General features: G+C 74.0%; 26 protein-coding genes, 1 pseudogene and 1 riboswitch. Of the genes and pseudogenes, 12 read left to right on the top strand and 15 right to left on the bottom strand.

The window, feature by feature from the left end; translation table 11 throughout:
- Nucleotides 1–63: 63 nt before the first annotated feature.
- Genes IE265_RS23925 through IE265_RS23910 form a run of 4 tightly spaced genes read right to left on the bottom strand, consistent with a single transcriptional unit; the run spans nt 64 to nt 4,322 of the window.
- Complete coding sequence (locus tag IE265_RS23925) at nt 64–1,350, bottom strand: amidohydrolase family protein (protein WP_190037713.1); 1,287 nt, start codon at nt 1,348–1,350, stop codon at nt 64–66.
- On the bottom strand, nt 1,347–2,630 hold the full coding sequence (locus tag IE265_RS23920; RefSeq protein WP_190037712.1) for an amidohydrolase family protein: 1,284 nt from the start codon (nt 2,628–2,630) through the stop codon (nt 1,347–1,349). The genes IE265_RS23925 and IE265_RS23920 overlap by 4 nt, the downstream gene beginning before the upstream one ends.
- A gap of 10 nt (nt 2,631–2,640) precedes the next feature.
- Complete coding sequence (locus IE265_RS23915) at nt 2,641–3,525, bottom strand: SDR family NAD(P)-dependent oxidoreductase (RefSeq protein ID WP_190037711.1); 885 nt, start codon at nt 3,523–3,525, stop codon at nt 2,641–2,643.
- Complete coding sequence (locus IE265_RS23910) at nt 3,525–4,322, bottom strand: acetoacetate decarboxylase family protein (protein WP_190037710.1); 798 nt, start codon at nt 4,320–4,322, stop codon at nt 3,525–3,527. The genes IE265_RS23915 and IE265_RS23910 overlap by 1 nt, the downstream gene beginning before the upstream one ends.
- Nucleotides 4,323–4,421: 99 nt before the next feature.
- Here IE265_RS23910 and IE265_RS23905 point away from each other — a divergent pair, with 99 nt between their 5' ends.
- From IE265_RS23905 to IE265_RS23880, 6 genes are all read left to right on the top strand, one after another.
- Nucleotides 4,422–5,123, top strand: coding sequence for a TetR/AcrR family transcriptional regulator (locus IE265_RS23905; protein WP_190037709.1), 702 nt, complete (start codon nt 4,422–4,424; stop codon nt 5,121–5,123).
- A 2-nt stretch (nt 5,124–5,125) separates the two neighbouring features.
- A complete protein-coding gene (locus IE265_RS23900; protein ID WP_190037708.1) occupies nt 5,126–6,118 on the top strand; it encodes a DEDDh family exonuclease in 993 nt (330 codons plus the stop codon).
- 177 nt (nt 6,119–6,295) lie between these two features.
- Nucleotides 6,296–6,529 (top strand): metallothionein, encoded by a 234-nt coding sequence (locus IE265_RS23895; protein ID WP_190037707.1) that lies wholly within the window; start codon nt 6,296–6,298, stop codon nt 6,527–6,529.
- A 114-nt stretch (nt 6,530–6,643) separates the two neighbouring features.
- Nucleotides 6,644–7,441: an SURF1 family cytochrome oxidase biogenesis protein gene (locus tag IE265_RS23890; RefSeq protein ID WP_190037706.1), complete on the top strand. Its 798-nt coding sequence runs from the start codon at nt 6,644–6,646 to the stop codon at nt 7,439–7,441.
- A 90-nt stretch (nt 7,442–7,531) separates the two neighbouring features.
- On the top strand, nt 7,532–9,391 hold the full coding sequence (locus tag IE265_RS23885) for a glycoside hydrolase family 15 protein (protein WP_229916437.1): 1,860 nt from the start codon (nt 7,532–7,534) through the stop codon (nt 9,389–9,391).
- Nucleotides 9,392–9,396: 5 nt separating this feature from the next.
- Nucleotides 9,397–10,152, top strand: coding sequence for an SDR family oxidoreductase (locus IE265_RS23880; protein ID WP_190037705.1), 756 nt, complete (start codon nt 9,397–9,399; stop codon nt 10,150–10,152).
- Between the two features lie 127 nt (nt 10,153–10,279).
- Here the strand turns inward: IE265_RS23880 and amaP are convergent, their stop codons facing one another.
- The 5 genes from amaP to IE265_RS23855 all read right to left on the bottom strand — a co-directional run bounded on the left by amaP (nt 10,280) and on the right by IE265_RS23855 (nt 12,969).
- Nucleotides 10,280–10,858 carry an alkaline shock response membrane anchor protein AmaP gene (gene amaP, locus IE265_RS23875; RefSeq protein ID WP_190037704.1) on the bottom strand — a complete coding sequence of 193 codons (579 nt, stop codon included), beginning with the start codon at nt 10,856–10,858 and terminating at the stop codon, nt 10,280–10,282.
- A gap of 4 nt (nt 10,859–10,862) precedes the next feature.
- Nucleotides 10,863–11,537 (bottom strand): DUF6286 domain-containing protein, encoded by a 675-nt coding sequence (locus IE265_RS23870; protein WP_190037703.1) that lies wholly within the window; start codon nt 11,535–11,537, stop codon nt 10,863–10,865.
- Entirely contained in the window at nt 11,534–11,944 is a 411-nt protein-coding gene (locus IE265_RS23865) for an Asp23/Gls24 family envelope stress response protein (protein WP_190037702.1), read from the bottom strand. Before IE265_RS23865 ends, IE265_RS23870 begins: the two co-directional genes overlap by 4 nt.
- The gene (locus IE265_RS23860) at nt 11,941–12,126 is read right to left on the bottom strand and encodes a hypothetical protein (RefSeq protein ID WP_190037701.1); all 186 of its coding nucleotides are present in this window, start codon (nt 12,124–12,126) and stop codon (nt 11,941–11,943) included. The genes IE265_RS23865 and IE265_RS23860 overlap by 4 nt, the downstream gene beginning before the upstream one ends.
- A gap of 351 nt (nt 12,127–12,477) precedes the next feature.
- A complete protein-coding gene (locus IE265_RS23855; RefSeq protein WP_190037700.1) occupies nt 12,478–12,969 on the bottom strand; it encodes an Asp23/Gls24 family envelope stress response protein in 492 nt (163 codons plus the stop codon).
- 84 nt (nt 12,970–13,053) lie between these two features.
- Here IE265_RS23855 and IE265_RS23850 point away from each other — a divergent pair, with 84 nt between their 5' ends.
- Nucleotides 13,054–13,974, top strand: a complete 921-nt coding sequence (locus IE265_RS23850) for a nucleopolyhedrovirus P10 family protein (RefSeq protein ID WP_190037699.1) — start codon at nt 13,054–13,056, stop codon at nt 13,972–13,974.
- 213 nt (nt 13,975–14,187) lie between these two features.
- Here IE265_RS23850 and IE265_RS23845 read toward each other — a convergent pair whose 3' ends face one another.
- The 3 genes from IE265_RS23845 to IE265_RS23835 form a co-directional block, all read right to left on the bottom strand.
- Complete coding sequence (locus IE265_RS23845; protein ID WP_190037698.1) at nt 14,188–14,979, bottom strand: enoyl-CoA hydratase/isomerase family protein; 792 nt, start codon at nt 14,977–14,979, stop codon at nt 14,188–14,190.
- 132 nt (nt 14,980–15,111) lie between these two features.
- On the bottom strand, nt 15,112–15,333 hold the full coding sequence (locus tag IE265_RS23840) for a helix-turn-helix domain-containing protein (protein ID WP_006123601.1): 222 nt from the start codon (nt 15,331–15,333) through the stop codon (nt 15,112–15,114).
- Nucleotides 15,334–15,706: 373 nt separating this feature from the next.
- Nucleotides 15,707–17,305 carry an ABC-F family ATP-binding cassette domain-containing protein gene (locus IE265_RS23835; protein WP_190037697.1) on the bottom strand — a complete coding sequence of 533 codons (1,599 nt, stop codon included), beginning with the start codon at nt 17,303–17,305 and terminating at the stop codon, nt 15,707–15,709.
- Nucleotides 17,306–17,788: 483 nt separating this feature from the next.
- Between IE265_RS23835 and IE265_RS39500 the strand changes: the two are divergent.
- Nucleotides 17,789–17,951: pseudogene (locus tag IE265_RS39500) on the top strand (neutral zinc metallopeptidase); the annotation flags it as partial.
- 103 nt (nt 17,952–18,054) lie between these two features.
- Nucleotides 18,055–18,468 (top strand): VOC family protein, encoded by a 414-nt coding sequence (locus IE265_RS23830; RefSeq protein ID WP_190037696.1) that lies wholly within the window; start codon nt 18,055–18,057, stop codon nt 18,466–18,468.
- Nucleotides 18,469–18,501: 33 nt separating this feature from the next.
- Here IE265_RS23830 and IE265_RS23825 read toward each other — a convergent pair whose 3' ends face one another.
- The 3 genes from IE265_RS23825 to IE265_RS23815 all read right to left on the bottom strand — a co-directional run bounded on the left by IE265_RS23825 (nt 18,502) and on the right by IE265_RS23815 (nt 22,502).
- A complete protein-coding gene (locus IE265_RS23825; RefSeq protein WP_229916443.1) occupies nt 18,502–19,839 on the bottom strand; it encodes a hypothetical protein in 1,338 nt (445 codons plus the stop codon).
- A gap of 233 nt (nt 19,840–20,072) precedes the next feature.
- Nucleotides 20,073–21,218, bottom strand: coding sequence for an alpha/beta hydrolase (locus IE265_RS23820; protein WP_190037694.1), 1,146 nt, complete (start codon nt 21,216–21,218; stop codon nt 20,073–20,075).
- Between the two features lie 600 nt (nt 21,219–21,818).
- Nucleotides 21,819–22,502, bottom strand: a complete 684-nt coding sequence (locus tag IE265_RS23815) for a class II aldolase/adducin family protein (protein ID WP_190037758.1) — start codon at nt 22,500–22,502, stop codon at nt 21,819–21,821.
- Between the two features lie 424 nt (nt 22,503–22,926).
- On the opposite strand from IE265_RS23815, the gene IE265_RS23810 reads away from it, so the two are divergent.
- The 3 genes from IE265_RS23810 to IE265_RS23800 all read left to right on the top strand — a co-directional run bounded on the left by IE265_RS23810 (nt 22,927) and on the right by IE265_RS23800 (nt 25,317).
- Entirely contained in the window at nt 22,927–23,667 is a 741-nt protein-coding gene (locus tag IE265_RS23810; RefSeq protein WP_190037693.1) for a lysozyme, read from the top strand.
- A gap of 168 nt (nt 23,668–23,835) precedes the next feature.
- Nucleotides 23,836–25,083 (top strand): inorganic phosphate transporter, encoded by a 1,248-nt coding sequence (locus tag IE265_RS23805; RefSeq protein ID WP_190037692.1) that lies wholly within the window; start codon nt 23,836–23,838, stop codon nt 25,081–25,083.
- A 12-nt stretch (nt 25,084–25,095) separates the two neighbouring features.
- The gene (locus tag IE265_RS23800; protein ID WP_190037691.1) at nt 25,096–25,317 is read left to right on the top strand and encodes a hypothetical protein; all 222 of its coding nucleotides are present in this window, start codon (nt 25,096–25,098) and stop codon (nt 25,315–25,317) included.
- A gap of 120 nt (nt 25,318–25,437) precedes the next feature.
- A riboswitch (cobalamin riboswitch) is annotated at nt 25,438–25,581 on the top strand.
- Nucleotides 25,582–25,663 lie beyond the last annotated feature (82 nt).

Here is a 25,663-nt window from a genome sequence, read left to right as displayed (position 1 = left end):
CCCGCGCCGCGCGGTCCGGGGTCCCGGGGGCCGCCGTGGACCCCGGCCCCCGGGACCCCGCCGTCACCAGACGCGGACCGAACCCCCGCGCGCGAACGCCGGACTGGTCGCGTCCGCGGGAGGCGTCCCCAGCGGTTCGGCGATCTCCTCCACCGTCGGCCCCACCTTCGCCGCGATCGCGTCCAGCAGGTCCAGGTCGAAGCCGTACACACGGGCCGCGTTGCCGCCCGCCATGGCCGCGACCTCCTCGCGGGGCAGCCCCGCGTACGCGATCCGCAGGCCCTCCCGGGAGTACGGGTACGTGCCCTCGTCGTGCGGGTAGTCGCTGCCCCACATGATCTTGTCCAGGCCGATGCGCTCCCGCAGCGGCACCTCGTGGGGGCGCATGAAGCTCGCCCCGACGAAGCAGTTGTCCCGCCACACCCGCGAGGGGCGGGCCCCCATCGAGTCGGCCAGTCCCGCGCCGAACCTGGCCTCGGCGGTGGCGCTCCTCGTGGCCGCCGCGACGAGGCGGCCGTGGTAGTAGTCGAGCATGTCGAGCACCCCGGGTATCCATCCCGAGCCCTGCTCGGTCAGTACCAGCCGCAGCCCGGGATGGCGGTGGAAGGCGCCGCCGAAGACGAGGTGCCAGAGCGCCCGGTGCGAGAACCACGTGGTCTCCACCATGAAGACCGCCCGGGCGGCGGGTTCGTCGCCCAGCGGCGGCGAGGCCGAGCCCGCGTGGTGGTTGACCGGGACGCCGAGGTCCGCGCAGGCCGCCCAGATCGGGTCGTAGACCGGCGAGTGCAGCTCGGGGAGTCCCGAGCCCGGTGGCGTGCCGGGCAGCAGCACACCGCCGGTGAGGCCGGCAGCGACCGCCCACCGGATCTCCCCGACCGCCTCCTCGACGTCGTTGAGGAGGATCTGGAAGACGCCCGCGCGACGGCCCGGGGCGGCCGCGCAGAAGTCCGCCAGCCACCGGTTGTGCGCCCGCAGCCCGGCCCAGCGGCGCCGGAACTCCCCGGGTGACGGCGCCGGCGCCATCAGCGAGGCGGACGGGAAGAACGGCGGGATGGTGTTCGGGAAGACCACCTCGGCGACGATCCCGTCCCGCTCCAGCTCCGCCAGCCGGCGCGCCGAGTTCCAGTTCCGGTCGGCGGTGTCGGCCACCAGGTCCTCGTACGGATTGACGTACGAGGCGGCCCAGGCGTCGAACTCCTCGTGGTGGGCCGCGGCCAGGTAGGGCCGGTAGTCCAGGAGTTCGGCGCCCGCGTGGCAGTCGGCCGAGACGACGGTGTAGCGGTCGGCGCCGGCCGGATCGCCCCCGGAACCCCTCGGGGCACCCCCGGCGGCGCTCGCGGGGCCGCTCACGGGGTCACCCCCAGGGCCGGGAAGTCGTGGTCCGTCAGCCAGTGGCGGCCGACCTCGCGCGAGCGCGCCCAGGACGCCTCGACCGCCGACTGGTCCTCGTCCTGGCCGAGTTCGGCGGGGGTCGGGCCGATGCGGCGGGCCAGCGGTGCCAGCGCGGCCGTGTCGAAGCCGAACACCTCCGCCGCCGCGAGGCCGAGCATGCGGCGCGTCTCGTCGACCGGGATGTCGTGGAAGGTGCGCGCCAGCCATCCGCGCGTGTCGGGCCAGGTGCCCTCGGGGTGCGGGAAGTCGCTGCCCCAGAGGATGTTGTCGACGCCGATCTCGTACCGCTGGGCGAGTTCGCGCCGCTTGGTGTTGGTCGCGCAGACGAACACCTGGCGGTCCAGGTACTCGTGCGGCGGGCGCCGCAGCTCCGAGAAGGGCGACAGCTTCTTGCCGCCGTGCGCGCCCAGGTAGAGCCGGTCCATGAACCACAGCAGGTTCGGCAGCCACCAGCACCCCGACTCCGCGACCCCGAACCGGAGCCCCGGGTGCCGCTCGAAGACGCCCGACCAGAGCAGGAACCACAGCGGCCTCGCGGGCCACCAGGTCACCTCGCTGACGTAGATGCCGAGATGGTCGCCGTACTCGTGGCGGGGCGCGGCTCCGGAGTGGGTGAGCACGGGCATCCCGCACTCGGCGGCGGCGGCCCACACGGGGTCGTAACGCCGGTCGTGGTAGGGCTCCTTGTCGACCCACATGGAGGGGATCATCAGCGCGCGCAGGCCCGACTCCCGGGCCCGGTGCACCTCGGCGACGACCCGTTCGACGGGGGCCGTGACGGGCAGCAGGGCGACTCCGCAGTGCCGTTCGGGGTGTTCGCCGACGAACTCCGCGAGCCACCGGTTGTGGGCCTGCGCGCCCGCCATGCCCAGGTCGGGGTCGTGGTCGCCGGAGAGCCCGAGGCCCACGCCGAAGGGGGCGGCCGTCCGGCTGTCCACCGCGTCGGCGTCGGGGAAGACGACCTCGGCGGCGACGCCGTCGCCGTCCAGTTCCTTGAGCCGCTGCGCCGGGTCCCAACCGCCGCGCAGCCCCTCCTCGTTGTCGTGGAACCACTTGTCGGCGAACGCCTCGTTGCGGACGCCGAGCCGGGTCATCTCCTCGCGGCGGCGGTCGCGCCCCGCGAGGAACCCGTCGAAGTCCCGGTGGAACCGGGCGTCCAGGTAGGGCCGGTACTCCTCGGTGGGCAGACCGGCGTGGCAGTCGGAGGAGATGATCAGATACGGGTCCTGTGCCGTCACGGCGGCCCCCTCAGTCGAGGATGAAGTCTTCGAGGTACGACGGCTCCGCCCGGTCGAGCATCGACCGTGACCTCGCCCTGATCTGCGCGTCGCTGCGCTCGCTCTCGGGCAGCAGCCAGAAGCGGCCCGCGCGCACGCCGTCCACCACCAGGTCGGCCACCTCCTCCACGGGGGTGAACCGCACCTCGCGCCCCGCCTCCCGCATCGCGGCCTCCCACTGGCCCAGGCTGCGGTACGGGGTCCTTCGGGGGGTGCTCTTCGCGTAGCGCTCCGGCCGGTTGCGGTGCGACTCCCACAGGCCCGTACGCAGCATGTGGGGGCCGGGGAAGAGCACGGAGGCCCCCACGCGCGCGTGCTCCGCCCGCAGATGGGCGTACAGGGACTCGGTGAGCGTCACGACGGCCGCCTTGGTCACGGCGTACACGGAGGCGGTGGGCAGGGGTGCGATGCCGCCGTCGCCGGAGGAGGTGTTGACGACGTGCCCGGGCTCGCCGCCCGCCAGCATCCGCGGCACGAAGGCCTGGACGCCGTGGAAGACGCCCCACACGTTGACCGCGAACGCCCACCGCCAGTCGTTGGGGTCGTGCTCCCACATCCGGCCCTCGGCCCCCGACCCCACGCCCGCGTTGTTGCACAGCACATGGACGGCGCCGAACCGCGCGTAGGTCTCCTCCGCCAGCGCGAGGACCTGCTCGCGCTCCCCCACGTCGACCACGTGCGCGTGCGCCGCGGCCCCCTCCTCGCGCAGCCCCTCGGCGGCCTTCTCCAGCGCGTCGGCCTCGACGTCCGCGAGGACGACCGTCAGCCCCTCGGCCGCGAACCTGCGCGCCATGGCCAGCCCGACGCCGCTCGCCGCGCCGGTGACGACGGCGACCTGCCCCTCCCCGAGCTCCATCACACGCTCCCCTCGGGCGGCCCGTCGAGGATCTGGCGCGGGTCGTCGTAGCGCTGGTGGACGAAGGGCAGCAGGGCCGCCGCGTCGACGCGTTCGACGACACTGCCCCGCTGGGCGGTGGTCTTCTCGCCGACGGTGAGGGAGACGAGTCGGCGTACGGGGAGGTCGGCGACCGGGTCGTACACGGACTCGCGCAGGACGACGTCACCGGTGACCCGCTCCAGTCCCCGGACCCTCTCGTCACGCACGCAGTGCACCAGGACGGGATCCAGGTCGAAGCCCGAACCGTCCACCGCGGGAAGGAACTTGAAGTAGAAGTCGGTCCGCTGCGAGGGCTCGGGCAGGGGCAGCGCGCCGCTCACGGCCCCGCGCACCTCCACGAACGCGATGCCGTGCCGGGCAAGCGAGGCGCGCACCACGAGCCCGTCGCGCTCCACCGTGACCTCGCCGAGCTTCTTGGGCTCCCCGAAGACCTCGCGGCCGCCGACGAGGGCGCGCTCGTGGGTCATCGGCATGACGAGCGGATACCAGCCCTCGACGCCGCCGTGCGCCGCGGCGACCGCGAACGAGCCCGCGCCCAACGGGTATCCGGGCAGTTCGACCCTGCTGATGTTCACCCGCACCAGGGGCCGCCCGGTGGGCTTGAGCGGGGGCGGCAGGACCGCCGCGACCGCGTCGGGGTCGCTCTCCCAGACGGCCACCACGCCGGTGGACCAGATGTCGGGGAGCCGGGACTGCGCGGCGCGTGCGGCGGCGATCTCCGCCCCGGTCCGCGCCCCGTACCGTACGCGTGCCATGTCGTACCGCCCTTCTCTGATGGGCCGTCAGCTGTAACAGAGTTACAGCAGACGCCGCGAAGGGTAAATACGCGTGCGCCGGGCGGACTTGGGGGTGGCATGGCGAGAGCGGCTCTGACCCGCGAGGAAGTGCTGGCGGCCGCGGCGGACCTGGTGAGGCGCGACGGCCCCCAGTCGCTGACGATGCGGGGGCTCGCGGCCGAGCTCGGCACGGCCGTCACCTCGATCTACTGGCACGTGGGCAACCGCGAGTCACTGCTGGACGCGCTCGTCGAGCGCACCGTCGCCGAGCTCGGGGCGATCCGCCCGGCCGGCCGCACTCCCGCGGCGCGCATCGTGTCGGTGGCCGTGACCCTGCGCCGGCGGCTGCTCGACCATCCGCACCTCGTCGCGATGGTGCACGAACGCGGCCTGACGGAAAGGATGTTCCTGCCCGCTCGGCGGGCCCTGGTCCACGAGGTGCGCGCGGCGGGGCTGCGCGGCACGCGGGCCGCCGACGTGGTCCGGGCCGTGCAGTTCCAGGTCGCCGGCCACGTCCTGGTCGAGCGCGACCGGGAGCGCGCGCCGGCCCGGCACCCCGTCGAGGAGGAGCCGTGGGGGGCGCGTACGGCGCGCGAGGACCCGGCGCTCGCGCGCGCCCTCGCTCGTCCCGTCGCACCCGAGCGGCTGTTCGCCCTGTCCGTGAAGGCACTGGTGGCCGGGCTGTTGGCGGAGCCCGCGGGGGAGGGCCGGGGCCGCCCCTCGGGCCCGGGGCGGGAGTCCGGGGCGAACGGTGTCAGTCGCGCCCCTTATTCTCATTGACCATGCTCGAAGACCGTCAGACCGCAGCGTCCGCAGCCCCGTGGCCGGCCGCGTATCCCCGGGGATACGCGGTCGTCGACGTGGAGACCACCGGACTGGCCCGCGACGACCGCATAGTGTCGGCCGCGGTCTACCGGCTGGACGCGCGCGGCGAGGTCGAGGACCACTGGTACACGCTGGTCAACCCGGAGCGGGACCCCGGCCCGGTGTGGATCCACGGCCTGACGAGCGACGTGCTCGAAGGGGCGCCCCTCTTCACCGAGATCGCCGAGGAGTTCGCGGCCCGGCTCGACGGCCGGGTGCTCGTCGCGCACAACGCCGTCTTCGACTGGTCGATGATCGCCCGGGAGTACGCGCGCGCCGAGCGGGAGGCGCCGGTCCGTCAGCGGCTGTGCACCATCGCGCTGTCCAAGGAGCTGCGCCTGCCCCTGGCCAACCACAAGCTGGAGTCGCTCGCGGCGCACTTCGGCGTGGTGCAGCAGCGCGCGCACCACGCCCTGGACGACGCGCGGGTGCTGGCCGAGGCGTTCCGGCCCAGCCTGCGGGCCGCCGCGCGCGACGGCGTGCGGCTGCCGCTGCTGGAGTGCCGCCCGCTGACGGAGTGGACGGACCGGTCGGCGCCGCGGATCGGGCGGCAGCAGAGCGGCGGCTCGGGCGGCCACCTGTCGGGAAGTTGGCGGCCCTCGCGCAAGCGGCCCGCCTGCCCGTACCCGAACCCCGGCCGGTACGTACCGGGCAAGCAGCTCAAACAGGGCATGCGGATCGCGTTCTCGGGGGACACCTCGGTCGACCGCGAGCTGCTGGAGGACCGTGCGGTCGAGGCCGGTCTGCACATCGCGACCAGCCTGTCCCGGCTCACCAGCCTCCTCGTGACCAACGATCCGGACTCCGGCACCTCCAAGGTGCTCAAGGCCCGCCAGTTCGGCACCCCCGTCGTCGACGAGGCGGCGTTCGGCCAGTTGCTGCGGGACGTGGAGCAGGCGTCCCCGAAGTAGCGGGGAGCCCGCCGCCCCGGTCGGCCGTCGCGCCGCTCCCGGTACCGGTCCACCGCGGCCCCGGGCTCCCGGCGGTCGCACGGGTGACCGGGCCCGTCCGGTCGTACGGGTGATTGGCGGGCGACTCGCCCGGCGGCCGCTCGCCCACGTGGCCCCCGGCGGCCCACTCTGTGGCGCATGGCACGTTGCGAGGTCTGCGGAAACGACTACGGCATGTCGTTCGAGGTGCACGCGCAGGGCGCGGTGCACGTCTTCGACTGCTTCTCCTGCGCCATTCACCGCATGGCGCCCATCTGCGAGCACTGTCGCGTCCAGATCATCGGCCAGGGCGTCGAGGTCGAGGGCCACTGGTTCTGCGGGGCGCACTGCGCCCGCGCCGAGGGGCGGGTGGGCATCGTCGACAAAGTCTGAGCCGGCCCGCGCGGCACCACCCGCCCGGCCGTCCGGCGGCCCCGGTCGTCCGGCCGTCCGTCCCAAGCACCCCCCTCCCGCCCGCACCCCATGACCGAGTTGTACGGTCGTGGGGTGTACCGCTTCCTGTTGTCCCGGCAGTGGGTGATCCTCACCCTCATCACGCTGGCACTCGTCCCGACGATGATCGAGCTGGGTTTCTGGCAGCTGCACCGCCACGAGCACAAGGTGGCGCTGAACAAGGTGATCTCCGAGTCGCTGGCCGCGAAGCCCGTGCCGGCCGAGTCGCTCACCGCGCCCGGCCGCCCGGTCGAGCGCGCCGAGCTGTACCGCAGGGTGACCGCGAAGGGCGTCTTCGACACCGCGCACGAGGTCGTCGTACGCCGCCGCACCAGCTCCGACGACGAGGTGGGCTTCCACGTCCTGACCCCGTTCGTCCTCGACGACGGCCGTGTCCTCATGGTCAACCGCGGCTGGATCCCGGCGGAGGGCGCGCAGACGGAGTTCCCGAGGATTCCGGCCCCCGCCCGGGGCGAGACCACCGTCACCGGCCGGCTGAAGGCCGACGAGACGACCGCCGGGAGCGGCATCAAGGACGTGAGCGGCCTCCCCGACCGCCAGGTCATGCTGATCAACAGCGCGGAGCGGGCCAAGGCGCTCGACCGGGAGGTCCTCGGCGGCTACGTCGAGTTGACCTCGCCCGAGCCGAAGGGCGACACCCCCGAACTCCTCGGTGCGCCCGACCACAACGGCATCGGTCCCCACATGGCGTACGCGGTCCAGTGGTGGCTGTTCGCCGCGGGGGTGCCCGTGGGCTGGGTGATCCTGGTCCGCCGCGAACTGCGGGACCGGGCGGAGGCCGCCGCCACCGCCACCGCGACCGCTCCGGAGTCGGAACCCGCCGCCGTCTGACCGCCGCCGTCCGACCCGCGGCGGCCGGCCGTCGCCGACCCGCCGCCACCGGCCGGGTTGATCGCCGGAGGACGCGGGAACGCGGGACACGTGCACTCATCCCACGGGCCCGACCCCGCCACCGCGCCGTCCGCCGCCCCCGCCGCCCACATCGAGGACTACGCCCTCATCGGCGACCACCAGACCGCCGCCCTGGTCGGACGGGACGGGTCGATCGACTGGCTCTGCCTGCCGCGCTTCGACTCGGCCGCCTGCTTCGCCAGGCTGCTCGGGGACGAAGAGAACGGGCACTGGCGGATCGCGCCGAAGGGCGCCGGCACCTGCGCGAGGCGCGCGTACCGGACCGACTCGCTGGTCCTCGACACCGAGTGGGAGACCGAGGACGGCTCGGTGCGCGTCACCGACCTGATGCCGCAGCGCGACCGTGCCCCGGACGTCGTACGGATCGTCGAAGGGCTCTCGGGCCGGGTGACCGTGCGCAGCACACTGCGGCTGCGCTTCGACCACGGCCGGGTCGTCCCCTGGATGCGCCGGGTGGACGGCCACCGGGTGGCCGTCGCGGGCCCCGACTCGGTGTGGCTGCGCAGCGAACCGGCCGTGCGCACCTGGGGCGAGGACTTCGGCACGCATTCGGAGTTCACGGTGGCCGAGGGCGAACGGGTGGCGTTCGTGATGACCTGGCACCCCTCCCACGAGCCGCGCCCCGCTCGGCTCGACCCCTACGAGGCGCTGGAGCACAGCGTCGCCGACTGGCGGGCCTGGGCGGCGCGCTGCCGCTACCGGGGACCGCACCGGGACGCGGTCGTGCGCTCCCTGATCACCCTCAAGGCCCTCACCTACGCGCCGACCGGCGGGATCGTCGCGGCCCCCACCACCTCGCTCCCCGAGGAGATCGGCGGCGTGCGCAACTGGGACTACCGCTTCTGCTGGCTGCGCGACTCCACCCTCACGCTGGGCGCGCTGCTCGCCTGCGGCTACCAGGAGGAGGCGGAGGCCTGGCGCGACTGGCTGCTGCGCGCGGTCGCCGGCGACCCCGCGGACCTCCAGATCATGTACGGCCTGGCGGGCGAGCGGCGGATTCCCGAGTCCGAGCTGGAGTGGCTGCCCGGGTTCCGCGGGTCGGCGCCCGTCAGGACGGGCAACGACGCCGTACGCCAGCTGCAGCTGGACGTCTACGGCGAGGTCATCGACTCCCTCACCCTCGCGCACCGGTCGGGTCTGCGTCCCAAGCCGCACATATGGCGTCTGCACCAGGCGCTGATGGAGTTCCTGGAGTCGGCGTGGCGCCGGCCGGACGAGGGGCTGTGGGAGGTGCGGGGGCCCCGCAGGCACTTCGTGCACTCCAAGGTGATGACCTGGGTGGCGGCCGACCGCACGGTCACCACCATGGAGGAGCACCCCGAGCTGCGGGGCGACGTGGACCGCTGGCGCGCGCTGCGCGACGAGGTGCACCGCGAGGTCTGCGAACGCGGCTACGACCCGCGGCGCAACACGTTCACGCAGTCGTACGGCTCCCGCGAGCTGGACGCCGCGCTGCTCCTCATCCCCCGCCTCGGCTTCCTGCCGCCGGACGACCCGCGCGTGGTGGGCACGGTGGACGCGGTGCGCGCCGAACTGACCCGGGACGGCCTGGTGCGCCGCTACGACTCCGACGCGAAGGCGGTCGACGGGCTGCCCGGCGACGAGGGCTCCTTCCTCGTCTGCTCGTTCTGGCTCGCGGACGCGCTGTACATGACGGGCCGTACGGCGGAGGCGCACGAGCTGTTCGAGCACCTGGTCGGGCTCGCCAACGACGTGGGGCTGCTGGCCGAGGAGTACGACCCGGTGGCCGGGCACCAGCTCGGCAACTTCCCCCAGGCGTTCAGCCACATCGGTCTGGTGGGCACGGCGCTCGCCCTGTTCGACGGTGAGGGGCGGGACGGGGTGCCCGACACGCAGGAGGCAGGATAGGAGCCATGGATCTTGGACTGAAGGACCGCGTCTACGTCGTCACCGGGGCAACCCGCGGCCTGGGCCACGCCTCCGCGCGTGAACTGGTCGCGGACGGCGCGAAGGTGATCGTCACGGGGCGCGACGAGAGGACGGTCGCCGAGGCCGCGGCGGCGCTCGGCCCCGACGCGCACGGCGTGGCCGTGGACAACTCCGACCCGTCGGCGCCCGAGCGGCTCGTCGCCGCCGCGCACGAGCGCTTCGGACGCTTCGACGGCATCCTGATCAGCGTCGGCGGACCGGCCCCCGGCTTCGTCGCCGACAACAGCGACGAGCAGTGGCGGACCGCGTTCGAGTCGGTGTTCCTGGGCGCGGTCCGGCTGGCGCGCGCGGCGGCCGCCGAACTCGGCGAGGGCGGGGTCATCGGCTTCGTGCTCTCCGGTTCGGTGCACGAGCCGATCCCCGGCCTGACGGTCTCGAACGGTCTGCGTCCCGGCCTCGCGGGCTTCGCCAAGTCGCTGTCCGACGAACTCGGCCCGCGCGGCATCCGCGTCGTCGGCGTGCTGCCGGCCCGCATCGACACGGACCGCGTGCGCGAACTCGACGGCTACTCCCCGGACCCGGAGGCCACCCGGGCGGCCAACGAGGCCCGCATCCCGCTGCGCCGATACGGCCGGCCGGAGGAGTTCGGCCGCACGGCCGCCTTCCTCCTGTCACCGGCGGCGTCGTACCTCACGGGGATCATGGTGCCGGTGGACGGCGGGGCACGGCACGGCTTCTGAGCCGTACGCGACGGGCGGCGGGCCCACCGCGGACCGCCCGCCGCGAACCGCCCACCGCGCTACGGCGTGAACGCGCCCCGGTCCTCCCCCGTGCGGGGCGAGCCGGGGCGCGTTGCCCGGTGCGCGCTCAATTGACGCGTTCGGCGCGGTGCTTGACGGCCCGCAGGCGTACGTGGGCGGGGAGCGACGCCAGCCCCGCCGAGTCCCGCGCGTGGGCGAGCGACTCCGCGGTCAGCCGGTGCAGGGCCTCCCCCGGATCGGCGTGCGGCTCCAGCATCAGCTTGACCCGCGCCTCGGGGGCGTCCCGCCGGCCCGTCAGCGAGGCCTGCGCGCGGCCCACCCCGTCCAGCGCGGCGGCGTCCGCGGTGAGTACGCCCTCCAGCGCGCGGCCCCTCAGCAGCGCGCCCTCGCCGTCGCCCGTGCTGACGAGCACCTCGGCGAGCCGGCGCCGCCGCAGCACCGCGGCGAGCCACCAGAGCGAGAGGAGCACCACGACGGCCAGGACGGCGATGACCGTCGGCCACCACCAGCCCTCGTCCCGCCAGCGCGTCCGCCGCGCCTCGCTCAGCAGCACGTCGTGGCGCCCGTCGTGGACCCACCACGAGGGCGGCCGCGCGCCGAGGCCGACGGCGAGCACGGACCCGCCGATCACGACCAGTACGAGACCCGCGAGGCCCAGCAGGACCCGGTTCACGATCCTGAGCACGGGTTCACCCCTTCCTGCCCGGCCGGGCGACACGGACCGACAGAGAGGGACGCCGGGTGAGCCCGAGCCCCCTGATGCCGTCGGCCAGCGCGAGGTCCAGGTCGGCGCGTACGTCGTCGAGTTCGCGGAAGTGCGACAGCGCGCGGACGTCGACCTTCCGGCGCTTCATCCGGACCCGCGCCGCCTGCACCCCGGACACCTCCATGGCCCGGTCGCGGAGCACCATGGCGGCCGCGTCCCGGTCCAGCCCGGCCCGTACGTCGGCGTGCGCGCGCCGCATCGGCAGGAGGCCGCGCAGCCCCGGCGTCGTGGCGAGGACGAGCAGCCAGAGGCCGAGGGCGGCCGCGATCCCCGCGCCGACCAGCACCCAGGTGTCGTCCAGGGGCCGTTCGGCCAGCTCGCGGGCCAGGGAGTCGCGCCACCCGAGGGCGGTACGGCCGGCGCGGACGGCGACGACGTCGTAGAGCAGCAGGCCCGCGCCCGCCAGGACCAGCACCGCGAGAATCCCCGCGGGGACCCGGCGCGCCGACCAGAAGCGGCCGTTGCCGCCCTCGCCGCCGTCGAGGGTGGGCAGGGGTGTCCAGTCCGCGGCGGAGGCCGACTGGTCGAGTTCGCCGCCGGCCTCCTTCTCGATGACGGGCAGGTGCTGGGTGGTCTCGGATCCGCGGGGCTCGCTCACTGCGTCCTCCCCTGTGCCGCGCCGCGTGTCTGCGCCGAATGCAGCCGCTCCACCTGGACGGCCACCTCGGGCACTTCCATTCCCGCCAACGCGTGTACCCGCTCGGCGACGTGGTGACGCACCTCGGCGCACTGGCCGCCGATGTCGGAGGGGTAGTCGAGTTCGAGGCTGACCCGGACCCGGGCCATCAGGTGGTGCACGACGACCGAGGCGTGCGGGGGCGAGGCCCCGGGCGGCAGCACGCGCAGTGCCTCCAGCGCCGCCTGTGTCGCGATCTTCGCGACGACGCGGTCGGCGACATGGGTCGCGCCGCGCTCGGCCGCCGCGACCGCCCGGCCCGGGCTGCCGGGGCGGAGGGGGCGGCCGGTTCCACCGGGTGCCGTGGCCTCAGCGGACACTCGGGTCACCGCCGCCGGTCGTCGCGGGCGCGGAAGATGTCACCGATGTCCAGGTCCCCTTCCAGGAACCGGCCCACGACGAAGCCGACGGCGCCCAGCGCGGCCACCAGGAGGAAGGCGCCGAACCCGCCGAAATACCCGGCGAAGGCCAGTGCCATTCCGGCGATCATGCCGATCACGGCCATGTTCATGGTGCGCTCCTCAGCGGGTCACTAGGGATGTGCGGCCGGCCCGGGCCGATCCGGACCGGACGTCCCGGACAGGGTCCGACGGCTCGGCCCCGGTCTGCGGGCGGCGCGCGGTGCGGTGTGTCGCGTACGGGGGATCTCCCCCGTACGGCATCTACCCGCGTGGTCCGGAACGACGCGGTACGGCGCGTGCCGCCGGGGGTGCGGGGGCGGGCCGGACGGCGGATCGGGTGCCGGGCCGGACCGCGGGCCGGGTTTCGCGGCCGAGCCGGGGTGCGGGCCGCCGGGGTGCGGAGCGGCGGGGGGCTCGGAACACGGCCCGGCCGCGACACGGACGGGGTCACCGGGGCGGGGTCACTGGAGCCGGCTCTCCGGTTCCTCGTCCTCCTCGTCGGGCAGCTTGACGTCGCTGACCACGATGTTGACCTCGACGACCTCCAGGCCCGTCATGCGTTCGACGGCTGCGACGACGTTCTCCCGGACGCCCCGGGCGACGTCCGAGATCGAGACGCCGTAGTTGACGACGATCTCCAGGTCGAGCGCGGTCTGCACCTCGCCGACCTCGGCCTTCACCCCGCGGGTGACGGACTTGGAGGCCGTGCCGGGCACCCGGTCGCGCATCGCGCCGAAGGTCCGCGAGATGCCGCTGCCCATCGCGTGCACGCCGGGTACGTCCCGGGCCGCGAGCCCGGCGATCTTCTCGACGACGCCGTCGGAGATGGTGGTGCGCCCGCGGCTCGCCGGATCACCGCCGCCGCGCCTGGTCACGCTCTTCCTGAACTGCTGGGGGTCCGGCTGCTCGCCCTCGGGGGTCTCCGGGCGCTGCCGCTGAGTCGAATCGCTCATGGCCGTGCATCCCTTTCGGTTGCCTCTTTGCCACATTAAGCGGGGTTGCCCGGACGCGCGCTGGGGATACGGCAGGGTGGAGGAATGACGGCGGACCGGTGGACCCAGGCCGTACGGCACCAGCTCGGCCTCGGCCGACTGCTGCCCCTCGGCGGCCCGCGCGACGGAGCGTGGATCACGGAACGGGCGGCGGACGCGGTCCTGCGCGCGGCGGCCCTCGAGGTACCGGGCGTACGGCTCGGGCGGCTGCGGCTGGCGCTCGCCGACCCGCCCGTGCCGCACGACGCGGCCGTACCGCCGCCGCCGAGCGCCCTGCCGCCGGGGCCGCTGCGGATCACCGCGGAGTTCGCGGTCTCCGCCGACCCCGCGGCTCCGGGCACGGAGCCCCTCCCCACGACGGCGTCCCGGCTGCGCGCCGCGCTCCACGCCGCGTCGGCGCGCCGGCTCGGCCTGGTCGTGGCGGAGGTGGACCTGCGGGTGACCGGACTCCTGGACCGGACCGACGGGTCCGCCGCGGCCACCGCCCCCGCCGGGGAGGCCGCGACCGCCTCGACCGCCGATGCCTCCGGGACTGCCGGGGCTGCCTGGGCCGGCGAGCGCGGGGCGGGGTCCGCCACCCGTCCGGACGGGTGGCGTCCGGACGAGCCTCGCGCGGGGTCCGCCGGGGAGCCCGCGGGCGAGGGCCCGCGCGTGGGCCCCGCTCAGGAGCGGCCGTCGGCGCGGGGCACGGCGCCCTCGGACGACGAGTCGCGCGCCGCGGCCGCCGCGCGCTCCGTGCCGGGCGTGGTCCGGCTGGGCGGCACGTCGGGCGGTCTGGGCCGAACGGTGCACATCGAGGAGCGGCCGGGCGACACGGCCCTGGCACGCCGTCACGTACGCGTCGAGATCGAGGCGCACGCGGACGAACGCGCCGTGGACGTGGCCCGGGCGGTACGCGGCGCGGTCGCCGGCGCGCTCACGGGTCACCCGTCCGTGGCCGTGCTGGTCACCGCGGTGAGCCGCTGATCCCGAAGGCGGGGTTGCGGGAGCCACGGGCTGCTGGAGCCGGTGCCCCGGGCCGGCCGCGGTGCGCCGGGGCCGCCACGGGTGACGGGGCCCGGGGGCACGCGCCGCCGGGTCGGGACCCGGGTGCGGGGCCGCGGCACGGTCGCGCGGGACCCGCACGGACGCGCCGTGCCGGTGCGCGACGCGACCGTGGGCGGGCGGCTCGCGCGGTGCTCAGTCGCCGAGGCCGGCGAGGTCCCGCAGCCGTCGTCCCTGCGCGGCCCGCTCGGCGACCCGCTGGTCCTCGTAGGTACGGTCGACGGCGCCCTGGAGCAGGGTCTTGGTCTCGATGAGGGCGTCCCGCGGGGCTCCGACGAGGGCCGCCGCCAGGTCACGGACGGCGTCGTCGAGCTGGTCGGCGGGCACGGCGAGGTTCGCGAGCCCGGTCCGCTCGGCCTCCTCGGCCGCCACGAACCGCCCCGTCGCGCAGATCTCCAGCGCGCGGGCGTACCCCACGAGTCCCACCAGGGGGTGGGTACCGGTGAGGTCGGGCACGAGGCCCAGTCCGGTCTCGCGCATGGCGAACTGCACGTCGTCCGCGACGACCCTCAGGTCGCACGCGAGCGCGAGCTGGAAGCCGGCACCGATGGCGTGTCCCTGCACGGCCGCGATCGAGACGATGTCGCTCCGCCGCCACCAGGTGAAACCCTCCTGGTACTCGGCGATGGCCGCGTCGAGTTCGGCGTCGGAACCGCGCGCGAGATCGATGAACGACGGCTCTCCGTCGAACCCCTCCGGCGTGAACGCCTGCCGGTCGAGCCCCGCGGAGAAGGACTTGCCTTCGGCGCGCAGCACGACGACACGTACGGTCCCCGGCAGCGCCTTGCCCGCCTCGGCCAGTGCGCGCCACAGAGCGGGGCTCTGCGCGTTGCGCTTGGCCGGGTTGGTCAGCGTCACCGTGGCGATCGCCTCGTCCACGACGAGCCGTACGCCGTCCTTGTCGAGCAGCGGGTCGAGCGAAGCCATGGGGAGCCTCCGATGAGTGCGGTCAGCGGGAGTGCCCTGGGAGCACATCCTTAAGTGACTGCACAGTAACCACCCGAGCGGTCTGTCGACCGACCGGGTGGTCACCATCGGAGAACGAGGAGCCGCCCGGCGTCAGGCCGACGCGGCCTTCTTGCCCCGCGTCGCCCCGCCACGCCCACGGAGCGTGACGCCCGACTCACTGAGCATCCGGTGCACGAAGCCATACGAGCGGCCGGTCTCCTCGGCCAGTGCCCGAATGCTCGCACCGGAGTCGTACTTCTTCTTCAGGTCTGCCGCGAGCTTGTCGCGCGCGGCGCCGGTCACCCGGCTGCCCTTCTTCAGAGTCTCGGCCACCCGTGCCTCCTCATGGGAAGTGCGCTCTGGACTTCCCATGATCACCCCTCAAGAGCCACCTGGCCACCCATTCGGCAAGGTCCGTAGGACAAGCTTTGGGCCCCGGTGTCCCGTCACCACGAGTGGAATCCAAGATTCCGTACGTGCCCGTCCGTACGCCCGAACGGGTTCGCCGGCGAAGGTCCAGGTCAGCGACGCACGACGGGCGAGCCCCCGGGAACCAGGGACTCGCCCGGAAAATCGGTGTAGGACACACCTCGGTACGAGGAGATCTCACACAGATGGTGGATCACGGATCGGCCGAATGATCCATACGCAGTGGATCAGTCATTGGATCAAGTGCCGCGGACCGCCGCCCGGTGCGGGCGGCGGCTCAGGCGAGGGCCACCAGGTCCGCGTAGTCGGCGCCCCAGAGGTCCTCGACGCCGTCGGGAAGCAGGATGATCCGCTCCGGCTGGAGCGCCTCCACGGCGCCCTCGTCGTGCGTCACGAGGACGACGGCACCCTTGTACGTGCGCAGGGCGCCGAGGATCTCCTCGCGGCTGGCGGGGTCGAGGTTGTTCGTCGGCTCGTCGAGGAGGAGGACGTTCGCGGACGACACCACGAGGGTGGCGAGCGCGAGTCGGGTCTTCTCGCCGCCGGAGAGCACCCGGGCGGGCTTGTCGACGTCGTCGCCGGAGAACAGGAACGAGCCGAGGGTCTTGCGGACCTCGACGAGGTCCAGGTCGGGCGCGGCCGAGCGCATGTTCTCCAGGACCGTGCGCTCGGGGTCGAGGGTCTCGTGCTCCTGGGCGTAGTAGCCGAGCTTGAGTCCGTGGCCCTCGACGACCTCGCCGGTGTCGGGCTTCTCGGCGCCGCCGAGCAGACGGAGCAGCGTCGTCTTGCCGGCACCGTTCAGACCGAGGATGACGACCCGGGAGCCCTTGTCGATGGCGAGGTCGACATCGGTGAAGATCTCCAGCGAGCCGTACGACTTGGACAGGCCCTCGGCCATCAGCGGGGTCTTGCCGCAGGGCGACGGGTCGGGGAAGCGCAGCTTGGCGACCTTGTCGGACCTCCGCTCGGCCTCCAGACCGGCGAGGAGCTTGTCCGCGCGCTTGGCCATGTTCTGGGCGGCGACCGTCTTGGTGGCCTTGGCGCGCATCTTGTCGGCCTGCGAGTGCAGGGCCGCGGCCTTCTTCTCGGCGTTCTGCCGCTCGCGCTTGCGGCGCTTCTCGTCGGCCTCGCGCTGCTGCTGGTACAGCTTCCAGCCCATGTTGTAGACGTCGATCTGGGCCCGGTTGGCGTCCAGGTAGAACACCTTGTTGACGACCGTCTCCACGAGGTCGACGTCGTGGGAGATCACGATGAAGCCGCCGCGGTAGGTCTTCAGGTAGTCGCGCAGCCAGACGATCGAGTCGGCGTCCAGGTGGTTGGTGGGCTCGTCGAGGAGCAGGGTGTCCGCGTCCGAGAAGAGGATGCGGGCCAGCTCGATACGGCGGCGCTGACCACCGGAGAGGGTGTGCAGGGGCTGGCCGAGCACACGGTCCGGGAGGTTGAGCGCGGCCGCGATCGTGGCTGCCTCGGCCTCCGCGGAGTACCCGCCCTTGGTGAGGAACTCGGTCTCCTGGCGCTCGTACTGCCGCATGGCCTTCTCGCGGGTGGCGCCCGAGCCGTTGGCGATGCGCTGTTCGTTCTCGCGCATCTTGCGGATCAGCACGTCCAGTCCGCGGGCCGACAGGACGCGGTCGCGGGCGAGCATGTCGAGGTCGCCCGTGCGCGGGTCCTGCGGCAGGTAGCCGACCTCTCCGGAGCGGGTCACCGTGCCGGCGGCGGGCACGCCCTCGCCCGCGAGGACCTTGGTCAGCGTGGTCTTGCCGGCACCGTTGCGGCCGACCAGGCCGATGCGGTCGCCCTTGGTGATGCGGAAGGTGGCGGACTCGATGAGGACACGGGCGCCGGCGCGCAGCTCGATACCGGAGGCGGAAATCACGGACGGACTCCTGGGCGATGGGGGCGGCCCCGGTCCGAGCGGAAACGACGGCTCGCGGGGCGATGACGGGGTGGGCGGCTGAGGTCGTTCACGCCGTCTAATGCGCGAGGAGTATGGCCATGGGCCAAGTCTAACGGGGCGATGCAACCACTTTTCCTGTGCGCGGGGGTTCGGGGCTGTGACGCTCGTTGCCCGGCGGGCTGCCGGTGCGGGCCAGCCGGGCCGGTGCGCGGCGCGGCGACCGGCGGGCCCCGCCCGTCCGCGGATCGCCGGCGCGGGGCCCCTCCCCCTCCCCTGCCGCGCGGGTCGGCCCAGGTCACGGCGGATGCCGCCGGACGGCCCGCCGCTCGGACCGGCGTCCGGCGCCGCGCACCCGCCGGCGGCGGGCGAGGACCGCGCCAGGGGGACGACCTGCGCAGGGAGTGATGCGCAGGGAGTGGTGCGCGGACGCAGTTCGACGACGCCGCCGAGCTGGACAGTTCCCCGGACGCGGCGGCGGTCGTCCGGGACGACCGGATCCGGGAGCACTTCCAGGGCCGGGGGACGGCCGGAGTCCTGGTCGCACGGTTCGGCGGCGCGGCGGCGGCAGTGGTTCGAGCGGGGCCACCGCACCGGTGGCATGGCCCGGTACGACACGTTCCGGTGATGGGGGCGCCGCGGGGCCGGGGCGTTGTCAGTGGCGGGTGCGAGACTGTGGAACAGGTCACATTCGGGACGTTCCCGGCGGGCAATCAGAGGGAGTGATCGGCATGGCAGGCACGGACGGCGGGCGCCCGAGCATCTACCCGACGCTGCTGTACGCGGACGCGAAGGCCGCGATCAAGCAGCTGACGGAGGCCTTCGGCTTCACCGAGGCGTCGGTGTACGAGGGGGAGGACGGCAAGGTGCTGCACGCCGAACTGGTGCAGGGCAACGGCGCGGTGATGCTCGGCTCGCGGGGCACCGGCGGCCGGTTCGACGAGGCGATGAAGGACTCCGGGCACACCGGTGTGTATGTCGTCGTGGACGACATCGACGCCCACCATCAGCGGGCCGTCGACCACGGGGCGGAGATCCTGATGCCCCCGACGGACCAGGACTACGGCTCGCGGGACTACATGGCCCGTGACGTCGGGGGCAACATCTGGAGCTTCGGGACGTACGCCCCCGAGACGAGAGCCTGAGCCCCTCCCGCCCGGGACGCGGCCCGTGCGCGCTCAGCTGCCGCCGGTGTGCACCTGGAAGGCGGCCCGGCGGACGGCCTTGGCGAGCGCCGGGTCCGGGTGGGCGGCGGCGAGGGCGACCAGCACCTGCACGGTGCGCGGGTGGCCGACCGCGCGCACCTCGTCGAGCAGCGCGGGGACGGTCGGCTGCACGGCGGACTCCAGGTGCCGCACGAGGAGCGGGGCCTCGCCGTGGTCCGCCACGGCCGCGGCGGTGTCCACCCAGAGCCAGGTGGCCTCGACCCTGGTGAGCACCTCGTGGGCGTCCTCGGGGTCGTAGCCGTCGTGCTCGGCGAGCCAGAGCAGGGCGTACGGGCGCAGATGCGTCTCGTCGGCCACGGCGCGGACGTCGGGCTCGGCGGGGGCACCGACGACACGCAGGGCCTCGAAGGCGAGTCCGCGCAGCAGCGCGTCGTCGCCCCGGGCGGCTGCGAGGAGTTCGGTGACGGCGCTCCCGACGGGCCGGGCGGCGAGCCAGGCCCGGTACTCGGCGCGGGCCGCGTTGGGCCGCAGCCGGGCACAGCCGCGGAGCATGTCCTCGGCGCCCTGCTCGATGTTCCCGGCGGGGCTCTGGGCGGCGACGCAGATCTGCTCCAGCTTGACCCAGACGGCCCAGCTTCCGAGGGGGGTGAGCGTGGCCTGGCCGTCGGCGCAGGTGAGCGCTCCCACGGCGGCGAGGGCGTGCAGCGCCCAGTCGAGGAGCGGGGCCGGCGGGGTGTCCTCGGCCGGGCTCTCCGGAGGCTCGGGCTGCGGGCCGTAGGGGATCTCGCAGCGTTCGGTGCGCAGTTCCGTGACCCGCTGCTCCAGCAGGTCGAGGAGTTGCGGCACGGGGACGGGCCCGGCCGAGAGCTGGAGGAAGGAGAGGACCTGCGGCATCGCGGAGACGACCTCGGCGACGGCGGCGGGCTCGTGCCCCTCGGGGCCGGGGTGGGCGAGGGACCACGCGTCGAACAGCGCGACCCAGCCGCGCAGCACGGCGCTGTCGTCACGGTCCCACGCGCGCAGCCGCCAACCCGGGCGCGCGGTGTTGCCGTGCACCTCGACGAGGCCCGCGAGACGTGCCGTGTCCCAGTCGGCCCTCACGTGCGCCGCGGGCAGGCCGAGGTCCGCGGCGGCCCGTCGGGCGGTCGCGTCGGAGAGCGTGCCCGTGGCCCCGGGCGTGCCGTCGGAGGAGGCGTCGTCGTCCCGGCCGGGGCTGAGGGCGGCGTCGGCCCAGCGGGCGACACGGGCCGCGCCGGCGAGCACGGAGCGCGCCACGCGGGCGAGTTCCGCGGGTGCCGGTGTGCCTTCGGGCGGACGGGGTGCAGGTCGGCGCACTGGCCTCTGGTTCATCGCTGTGGGGGCGGCGGCCAGGGTTCGCGGGCGGACGAGTCGGAGCCTGGAGTCGCGCGGGATACGGGACGTCACGGGGGCAGTCTTCCGGTTGACGGTCCGAAAACCCAAACGGAATGTCACGGGCGGCTACGGAGAGGGCCGGAGCGCCGGGTACCGCGGGCCCTCAAATGGTGTGAAAGGCCAGTTCACAGGGGGTCGGAGGGAAGATCGGCGACCGGGATCGAGGGGGGTCACATCAGGGGGGTGAGGAAGCGGCGGAGTGCCTCCTCATAGGCCGCGGGGTCCGCGTTCCACATGGCGCCGTGCGGTGCGTCGTCGACGGTGTGCAGCGTGACGAGGTCGGGGCGACGGCGGGCGAGGCGTTGCGAGGGGCCCCAGGGGGCGACCGTGTCGCCGGGGCCGTGCACGAGGAGGACGGGCACGGTGAGGCGGTCCGCGTCGGCGTCGACGGCCCGCCCGTCACCGGAGCCCTGCACCAGGCCGGTACGCCCCTGGGCGGCGCGTACGGCGAGCGGCAGCAGTACGCCCGGGGTACGGCGGGCGGTGGCGAGGGCGCGCAGCGTGGTCTCCCAGTCGAGGACGGGCGAGTCCAGGACGAGCCCCGAGATCCGGTCGCGCAGCGCGGAGCGCTCGGCGGCGCGCAGCGCCATGGTGGCGCCGGTGGACCAGCCGTGCAGGACGACTCGTTCGGCGCCGTAGCGCACGGCGTAGCGGATGGCGGCGTCCAGGTCGCGCCACTCCGTCTCGCCGAGGTGGCTGAGGCCGTCCGGCGGGCGGGGCGCGCCGAGGTCCCCGCGGTAGGCGAGGTCGAGGACGGGGAACTGCCGGCGGTGCAGGAACTCCATGACGTTCATGGGGTGTTCGCGGGTGCCGCCGAGACCGTGCACGGTGATCACCCAGGTGTCGCGGGCGGCGGGGACGAACCAGGCGGGCAGCGCGCCGAGTTCGCCCGGGACGTCCACGTCGGCGTGGTCGAGGCCGAGGGCGGAGCCGGGGTCGCCGATGTGCAGTCCGGGCGTCAGCCAGACCTTGTCGCCGGGGTCCAGCGTGCCGTGGGTGACGCGTTCCAGGTGGCGTACGACCGTGTCGGCGCTCTGCTCGCCGGCGCTCACGACCCGGCCGACGACCGCGTGGCTGCCGTCGCCGCTCAGTCCGTACACGCCGGGGCGGCGGGACGCCAGGGCGCGGGTCAGGGTGACCCGGCCCGGTTCCGTGGCGTGCACGGTGAGGGACGGCTCGGTGGGCAGCGGCCTGCCCGGTGGTGCCTTGAGGGCGGCGTCGCTGGCGATGCGGCCCGCCGCCACGGTGGCCGCGACGGTGGCGGCGCCCGCTATGGCGGCGGTGACGGCTGCGGCTGTCGGATTCGGGGTGCGCACGAATCCAGTCTCCGGAGGGAATCCGCGGTCGGCCAGCGGAACGCGGCAGGGGTGTGACCTCGCGCCGCGCCGGGCCCCGCCGTCGACGGGCGGGGCCCATGGCCTCTCGGGGCCCCGGGCCCGGACCGGTGACGTGGGCGACGGCGGCGGGGCCGTGGCGGGCGGGCGGGCGACGGTGGCGGGGTCGGCGGCCCGGCGGGTCGGCCTGCGGGAGCGGAGGGCTGCGGATCGGTCGGCGGGCGGAGGCGGCCTGCCTGCCTCCCTGCGGGGTCGGGAACGGGCGAGTCGACCCGCGGGGTGGGCCCCGGCGGGTCGGCCTGCGGGAGCGGAGGGCTGCGGATCGGCCGGCGGGCGGAGGCGGCCTGCCTCCCTCCCTGCGGGGTCGGCAACGGGCGAGTCGATCCGCGGGGTGGGCGGCCAGGCGGGCGGAGGCCCGACGCGTCAGCCTGCCTGCGGGGTCGGGAACGGGGCGAGTCGGCCTGCGGGAGCGGCAACCGGCTGCTCCGGCTGCGGGGTCGGCGGCCCGGCGGGTCGGCCTGCCTGCGGAGGCGGCCTGCCTGCGGGCTCCCGCGTAGGCGGGGGGGTGGGGCGTTCTCGGGGTCATGGTTGGCCGTAGCCCCGGAGTCGCCGGCCGACCTCCGCGACCTGCTCCTCGGTCAGCAGGGTGGGGGTGCGTCCGGGGAGCGCCGACGCGGTCAGCCAGACGCGGCACATCCACTCCAGCTGGGCCGTGCGGTCGTAGGCCTGGTCGAGGGTGGAGCCGTGGGCGAGGGTGCCGTGGTTCTGGAGGAGGCAGGCCGTGCGGTCGCGCAGGGCCGACAGCATGTTCTCGGCCAACTCCTCCGTGCCGTACGTGGCGTAGGGGGCCACTCTGACGGGGCCGCCCAGCGCGGCGGCCATGTAGTGGATCAGCGGCAGTTCGGTGACGAGGGTCGAGACGGCCGTGGTGTGCACGGCGTGCGTGTGCACGACGGCTCGCGCGCCGGTGGCGCGGTAGACGGCGAGGTGCATGGGCAGTTCGCTGGTCGGCACGAGCGAACCGAGCACCTGCCTGCCGTCGAGATCGACCCCGCAGGCGTCGGCGGGCGCCAGCCGGTCGTAGGGGACCCCGGTGGGCGTGACCAGGACGGTGTCGCCGACCCGGACGGACACGTTGCCCGAGGTGCCGACGACCAGCCCGTCGGCCACCGTCCGGCGGGCGGTGGCCACGAGTTCGCCCCACGCGCGCTCCAGCTCCTCGGGGGCCGGCAGCCCGCCGGGCTCCCCCGAGGCCCACCGCCCCACGGCGCCCTGTCCGTCCGGCCCGTCGCCACCCCGCCCGCCCCGGTCGCCCTCGCCCCGCGCGCCCTCCGCACCGCCCGTGCCCTGCGCGCTGTCCGTGCCCTCCGCGCTGCCCGCGCACTCCGCACCGCCCGTGCCCTGCGCGCTGTCCGTGCCCTCCGCGCTGCCCGCGCACTCCGCACCGCCCGTGCCCTGCGCGGTCCCCGTCTGCCGTCGCTGCTCAGCCATGCCGTGATCCTGCCAGCAGCGGCCGGACGGTTCCGCGGGCCCGCCGAGTCGGCGACAGGCCGGAATCCGCCTGTCCGAACAGGGACATTCGGGCAGGGAACGCCGCTCCGACACGCATGACCGACATCCACCTGATCCACGGTGATCTTCCAGTACTCTCTGGGAGATTTTTCCTGTCCGATGCCATACCGGGGGAAACATGGCCCGTGACCAGCGACGGTTCCGCCGCCGCTCCCGACTCCTCACGGCTTCCGTGGCGGCGCTGGCGTTCGGCGCGACGGCGCTCGCCGAGGTCCCCGTCACGGCCGCGGAGCAGCCCCGGGGGCACGACGTCTCCTCGCACCAGCGCAACGTCGACTGGCCGGAGGCGAGGAGCCGGGGCGCCCGGTTCGTGTACGTGAAGGCGACCGAGGCCACGAGGTACCGGAATCCCTACTTCGACCGGCAGTACGACGGAGCGCGCGAGGAGGGCATCGTCCGCGGGGCGTACCACTTCGCGGTGCCGCACCTGTCCTCGGGCAGGGCCCAGGCGGCCCACTTCGTGCGCAACGGCGGCGACTGGAGCGCGGACGGCTGGACGCTCCCGCCGGCGCTGGACATCGAGTACAACCCGTACGGCAGGAAGAAGTGCTACGGGCTGGACCGGACCGCCATGGTGGATTGGATCCGCGCGTTCAGCGACGAGGTGCGGCGGCGGACCGGCCGCCGCCCGGTGATCTACACGACGTACCACTGGTGGAAGACGTGCACGGGCGACAGCGCCGCCTTCGGCGCGGACCATCCGCTGTGGCTGGCCCGCTACGGCCCCTCGGCGGGACCGCTGCCGGCGGGCTGGGACTTCTGGACGATCTGGCAGTACGACAACGGCGGCGACCTGCCGGGTGACCAGAATCTCTTCAACGGGTCCATGAGCGCGCTCAGAAAGTTCGCGAGGGGGTAGTGGACCCCCTGATTCCGGCTGTGTTCGACGATCCCGGTCGCCCCTCCGACACAAGCGGAAGGGCAATACTCCATTCGGGACACCCCACAGTCCGCCCCAGTTCACCTTCCGTTCACCCAGGTTGCCTACGTTCCCCATGCCACTGACGTCCAACAGAAGCCTGGGTAAATGGAACACATCACGCTCCTCCTCGGAATCGTGATCGTTACCGCTCTCGTGTTCGATTTCACGAACGGTTTCCACGACACTGCCAACGCGATGGCGACCACCATCTCGACCGGCGCTCTGAAGCCCAAGACGGCGGTGGCCATGTCCGCCGTGCTGAACCTCGTCGGTGCGTTCCTCTCCGTGGAGGTCGCCAAGACGATCTCCGGCGGTCTGATCAACGAAGAGGGCATTCGCACCGAAGTGATCTTCGCGGCGCTGGTGGGCGCCATTCTGTGGAATCTGCTGACCTGGCTCCTGGGTCTGCCGTCCAGCTCCTCCCACGCACTGTTCGGCGGCCTGATCGGCGCCGCGGTGATGTCGGCGGGCTGGTCGTCGGTGAACGGTTCGACCGTGATCACCAAAATCCTGATCCCCGCGGTCGCCGCGCCCCTGGTGGCCGGACTCGCCGCGATGCTCGCCACCCGCCTGACCTACAGGCTGAGCAACCGGGTCGACGTCAAGGCCACCGCCAAGGGCTACCGCGCCGGCCAGATCACCTCCGCCGGCCTGGTCTCGCTGGCCCACGGCACGAACGACGCGCAGAAGACCATGGGCATCATCACCCTGGCCCTGGTGACCGGCGGCGTCATCGCACCCGGTTCGAACCCCCCGCTGTGGGTCATCGTCTCGGCCGGCTTCGCCATCGCCCTGGGCACCTACCTCGGCGGCTGGCGCATCATCCGGACCATGGGCAAGGGCCTCACCGACCTCGCGCCGCCGCAGGGCTTCGCCGCCCAGACGAGCGCCGCGACGGTCATCCTGGCCTCCTCGCACCTCGGCTTCTCCCTCTCCACCACCCAGTCCTGCTCCGGCGCCGTCATGGGCTCGGGCCTCGGCCGCAAGGGCGGCGTCGTCCGCTGGTCGACCGCGACCCGGATGTTCGTCGCCTGGGGCCTCACGCTGCCGGCCGCCGGCCTGGTCGGCGCGGGTGCCGAGTTCCTCACCAAGCAGGGCACCTGGGGCATCGTCCTCACCGGCGCGCTGCTGATCGCCGGCTCCGCCGTGATCTGGATCCTGTCCCGCCGCCAGCCCGTCACCTTCGACAACGTGAACGACGTGGACGGCGCCACCGCCGAACCCGCGGGTGTCGTGACCACCGCGATGGCCTCGGTGGCCCCGCCGCCGGCGGGCCCGCTCGCCGCGGCCGACGACCTCAAGACCACCATCCCGGGCCCGGACGCCGAGCCCGCCCGTCCGGCCACGGTGTAAGGAACCCACAGCATGAAGATCGACTGGGCAGCCCTCGGCTCCGTGTTCGGAGTCAGCCTCATCGTCACCGTCGCCCTCGTGGGCCTCTTCACCCTCGGCATCGTCGGCCTCTCCAAGCGGGAGTCGGCGTCCGCGCAGGGCGGTTCCGCGACCCTCGCGGCCACCGGCGCCTACGCCTGCTTCGCGGCCTGCGCGGCGGCTGTGGCGTACGGGATCTATCTGATCGTCGCCTGACACCCGCGCACCTCGTTTCGTCCGACGGCGCCCCGCCGACCCTGAGGGTCGGCGGGGCGCCGTCGTGTCCGTGTGGGCCTCGGCACACTCTCCCGCCGCAGGTCAACAGCAAGTTGACGGGTGTTCTCGGAGCGTGGTGGACTGCCGGAGCCAAGTACGACGGCAGAAGAGGAAGCCGGTGCGAATCCGGCGCGGTCCCGCCACTGTTACCGGGGAGTCCATCCCCCGGGAGCCAGGAACTCTCGCCGTCGGTCTCGTCGAACCAGGGCGCGGACACCCTGAGTGAGGACATATCGCCATGCGCGGCTGCCCAAATGCCTTTCGAACGACGGATGTGTCCGACCTG

This window comes from Streptomyces fructofermentans, assembly GCF_014651055.1.
Lineage (GTDB): Bacteria > Actinomycetota > Actinomycetes > Streptomycetales > Streptomycetaceae > Streptomyces > Streptomyces fructofermentans.
This window is presented reverse-complemented; position numbering and strand designations above follow the sequence as displayed.

Coding starts and splice junctions, on each gene's coding strand:
- IE265_RS23915 (WP_190037711.1), bottom strand. CDS start 3,525: ATGGAGCTCGGGGAGGGGCAGGTCGCCGTCGTCACCGGCGCGGCGAGC.
- IE265_RS23910 (WP_190037710.1), bottom strand. CDS start 4,322: ATGGCACGCGTACGGTACGGGGCGCGGACCGGGGCGGAGATCGCCGCC.
- IE265_RS23905 (WP_190037709.1), top strand. CDS start 4,422: ATGGCGAGAGCGGCTCTGACCCGCGAGGAAGTGCTGGCGGCCGCGGCG.
- IE265_RS23900 (WP_190037708.1), top strand. CDS start 5,126: ATGCTCGAAGACCGTCAGACCGCAGCGTCCGCAGCCCCGTGGCCGGCC.
- IE265_RS23895 (WP_190037707.1), top strand. CDS start 6,296: ATGGCACGTTGCGAGGTCTGCGGAAACGACTACGGCATGTCGTTCGAG.
- IE265_RS23880 (WP_190037705.1), top strand. CDS start 9,397: ATGGATCTTGGACTGAAGGACCGCGTCTACGTCGTCACCGGGGCAACC.
- IE265_RS23860 (WP_190037701.1), bottom strand. CDS start 12,126: ATGAACATGGCCGTGATCGGCATGATCGCCGGAATGGCACTGGCCTTC.
- IE265_RS23855 (WP_190037700.1), bottom strand. CDS start 12,969: ATGAGCGATTCGACTCAGCGGCAGCGCCCGGAGACCCCCGAGGGCGAG.
- IE265_RS23850 (WP_190037699.1), top strand. CDS start 13,054: ATGACGGCGGACCGGTGGACCCAGGCCGTACGGCACCAGCTCGGCCTC.
- IE265_RS23845 (WP_190037698.1), bottom strand. CDS start 14,979: ATGGCTTCGCTCGACCCGCTGCTCGACAAGGACGGCGTACGGCTCGTC.
- IE265_RS23830 (WP_190037696.1), top strand. CDS start 18,055: ATGGCAGGCACGGACGGCGGGCGCCCGAGCATCTACCCGACGCTGCTG.
- IE265_RS23825 (WP_229916443.1), bottom strand. CDS start 19,839: ATGAACCAGAGGCCAGTGCGCCGACCTGCACCCCGTCCGCCCGAAGGC.
- IE265_RS23810 (WP_190037693.1), top strand. CDS start 22,927: ATGGCCCGTGACCAGCGACGGTTCCGCCGCCGCTCCCGACTCCTCACG.
- IE265_RS23805 (WP_190037692.1), top strand. CDS start 23,836: ATGGAACACATCACGCTCCTCCTCGGAATCGTGATCGTTACCGCTCTC.
- IE265_RS23800 (WP_190037691.1), top strand. CDS start 25,096: ATGAAGATCGACTGGGCAGCCCTCGGCTCCGTGTTCGGAGTCAGCCTC.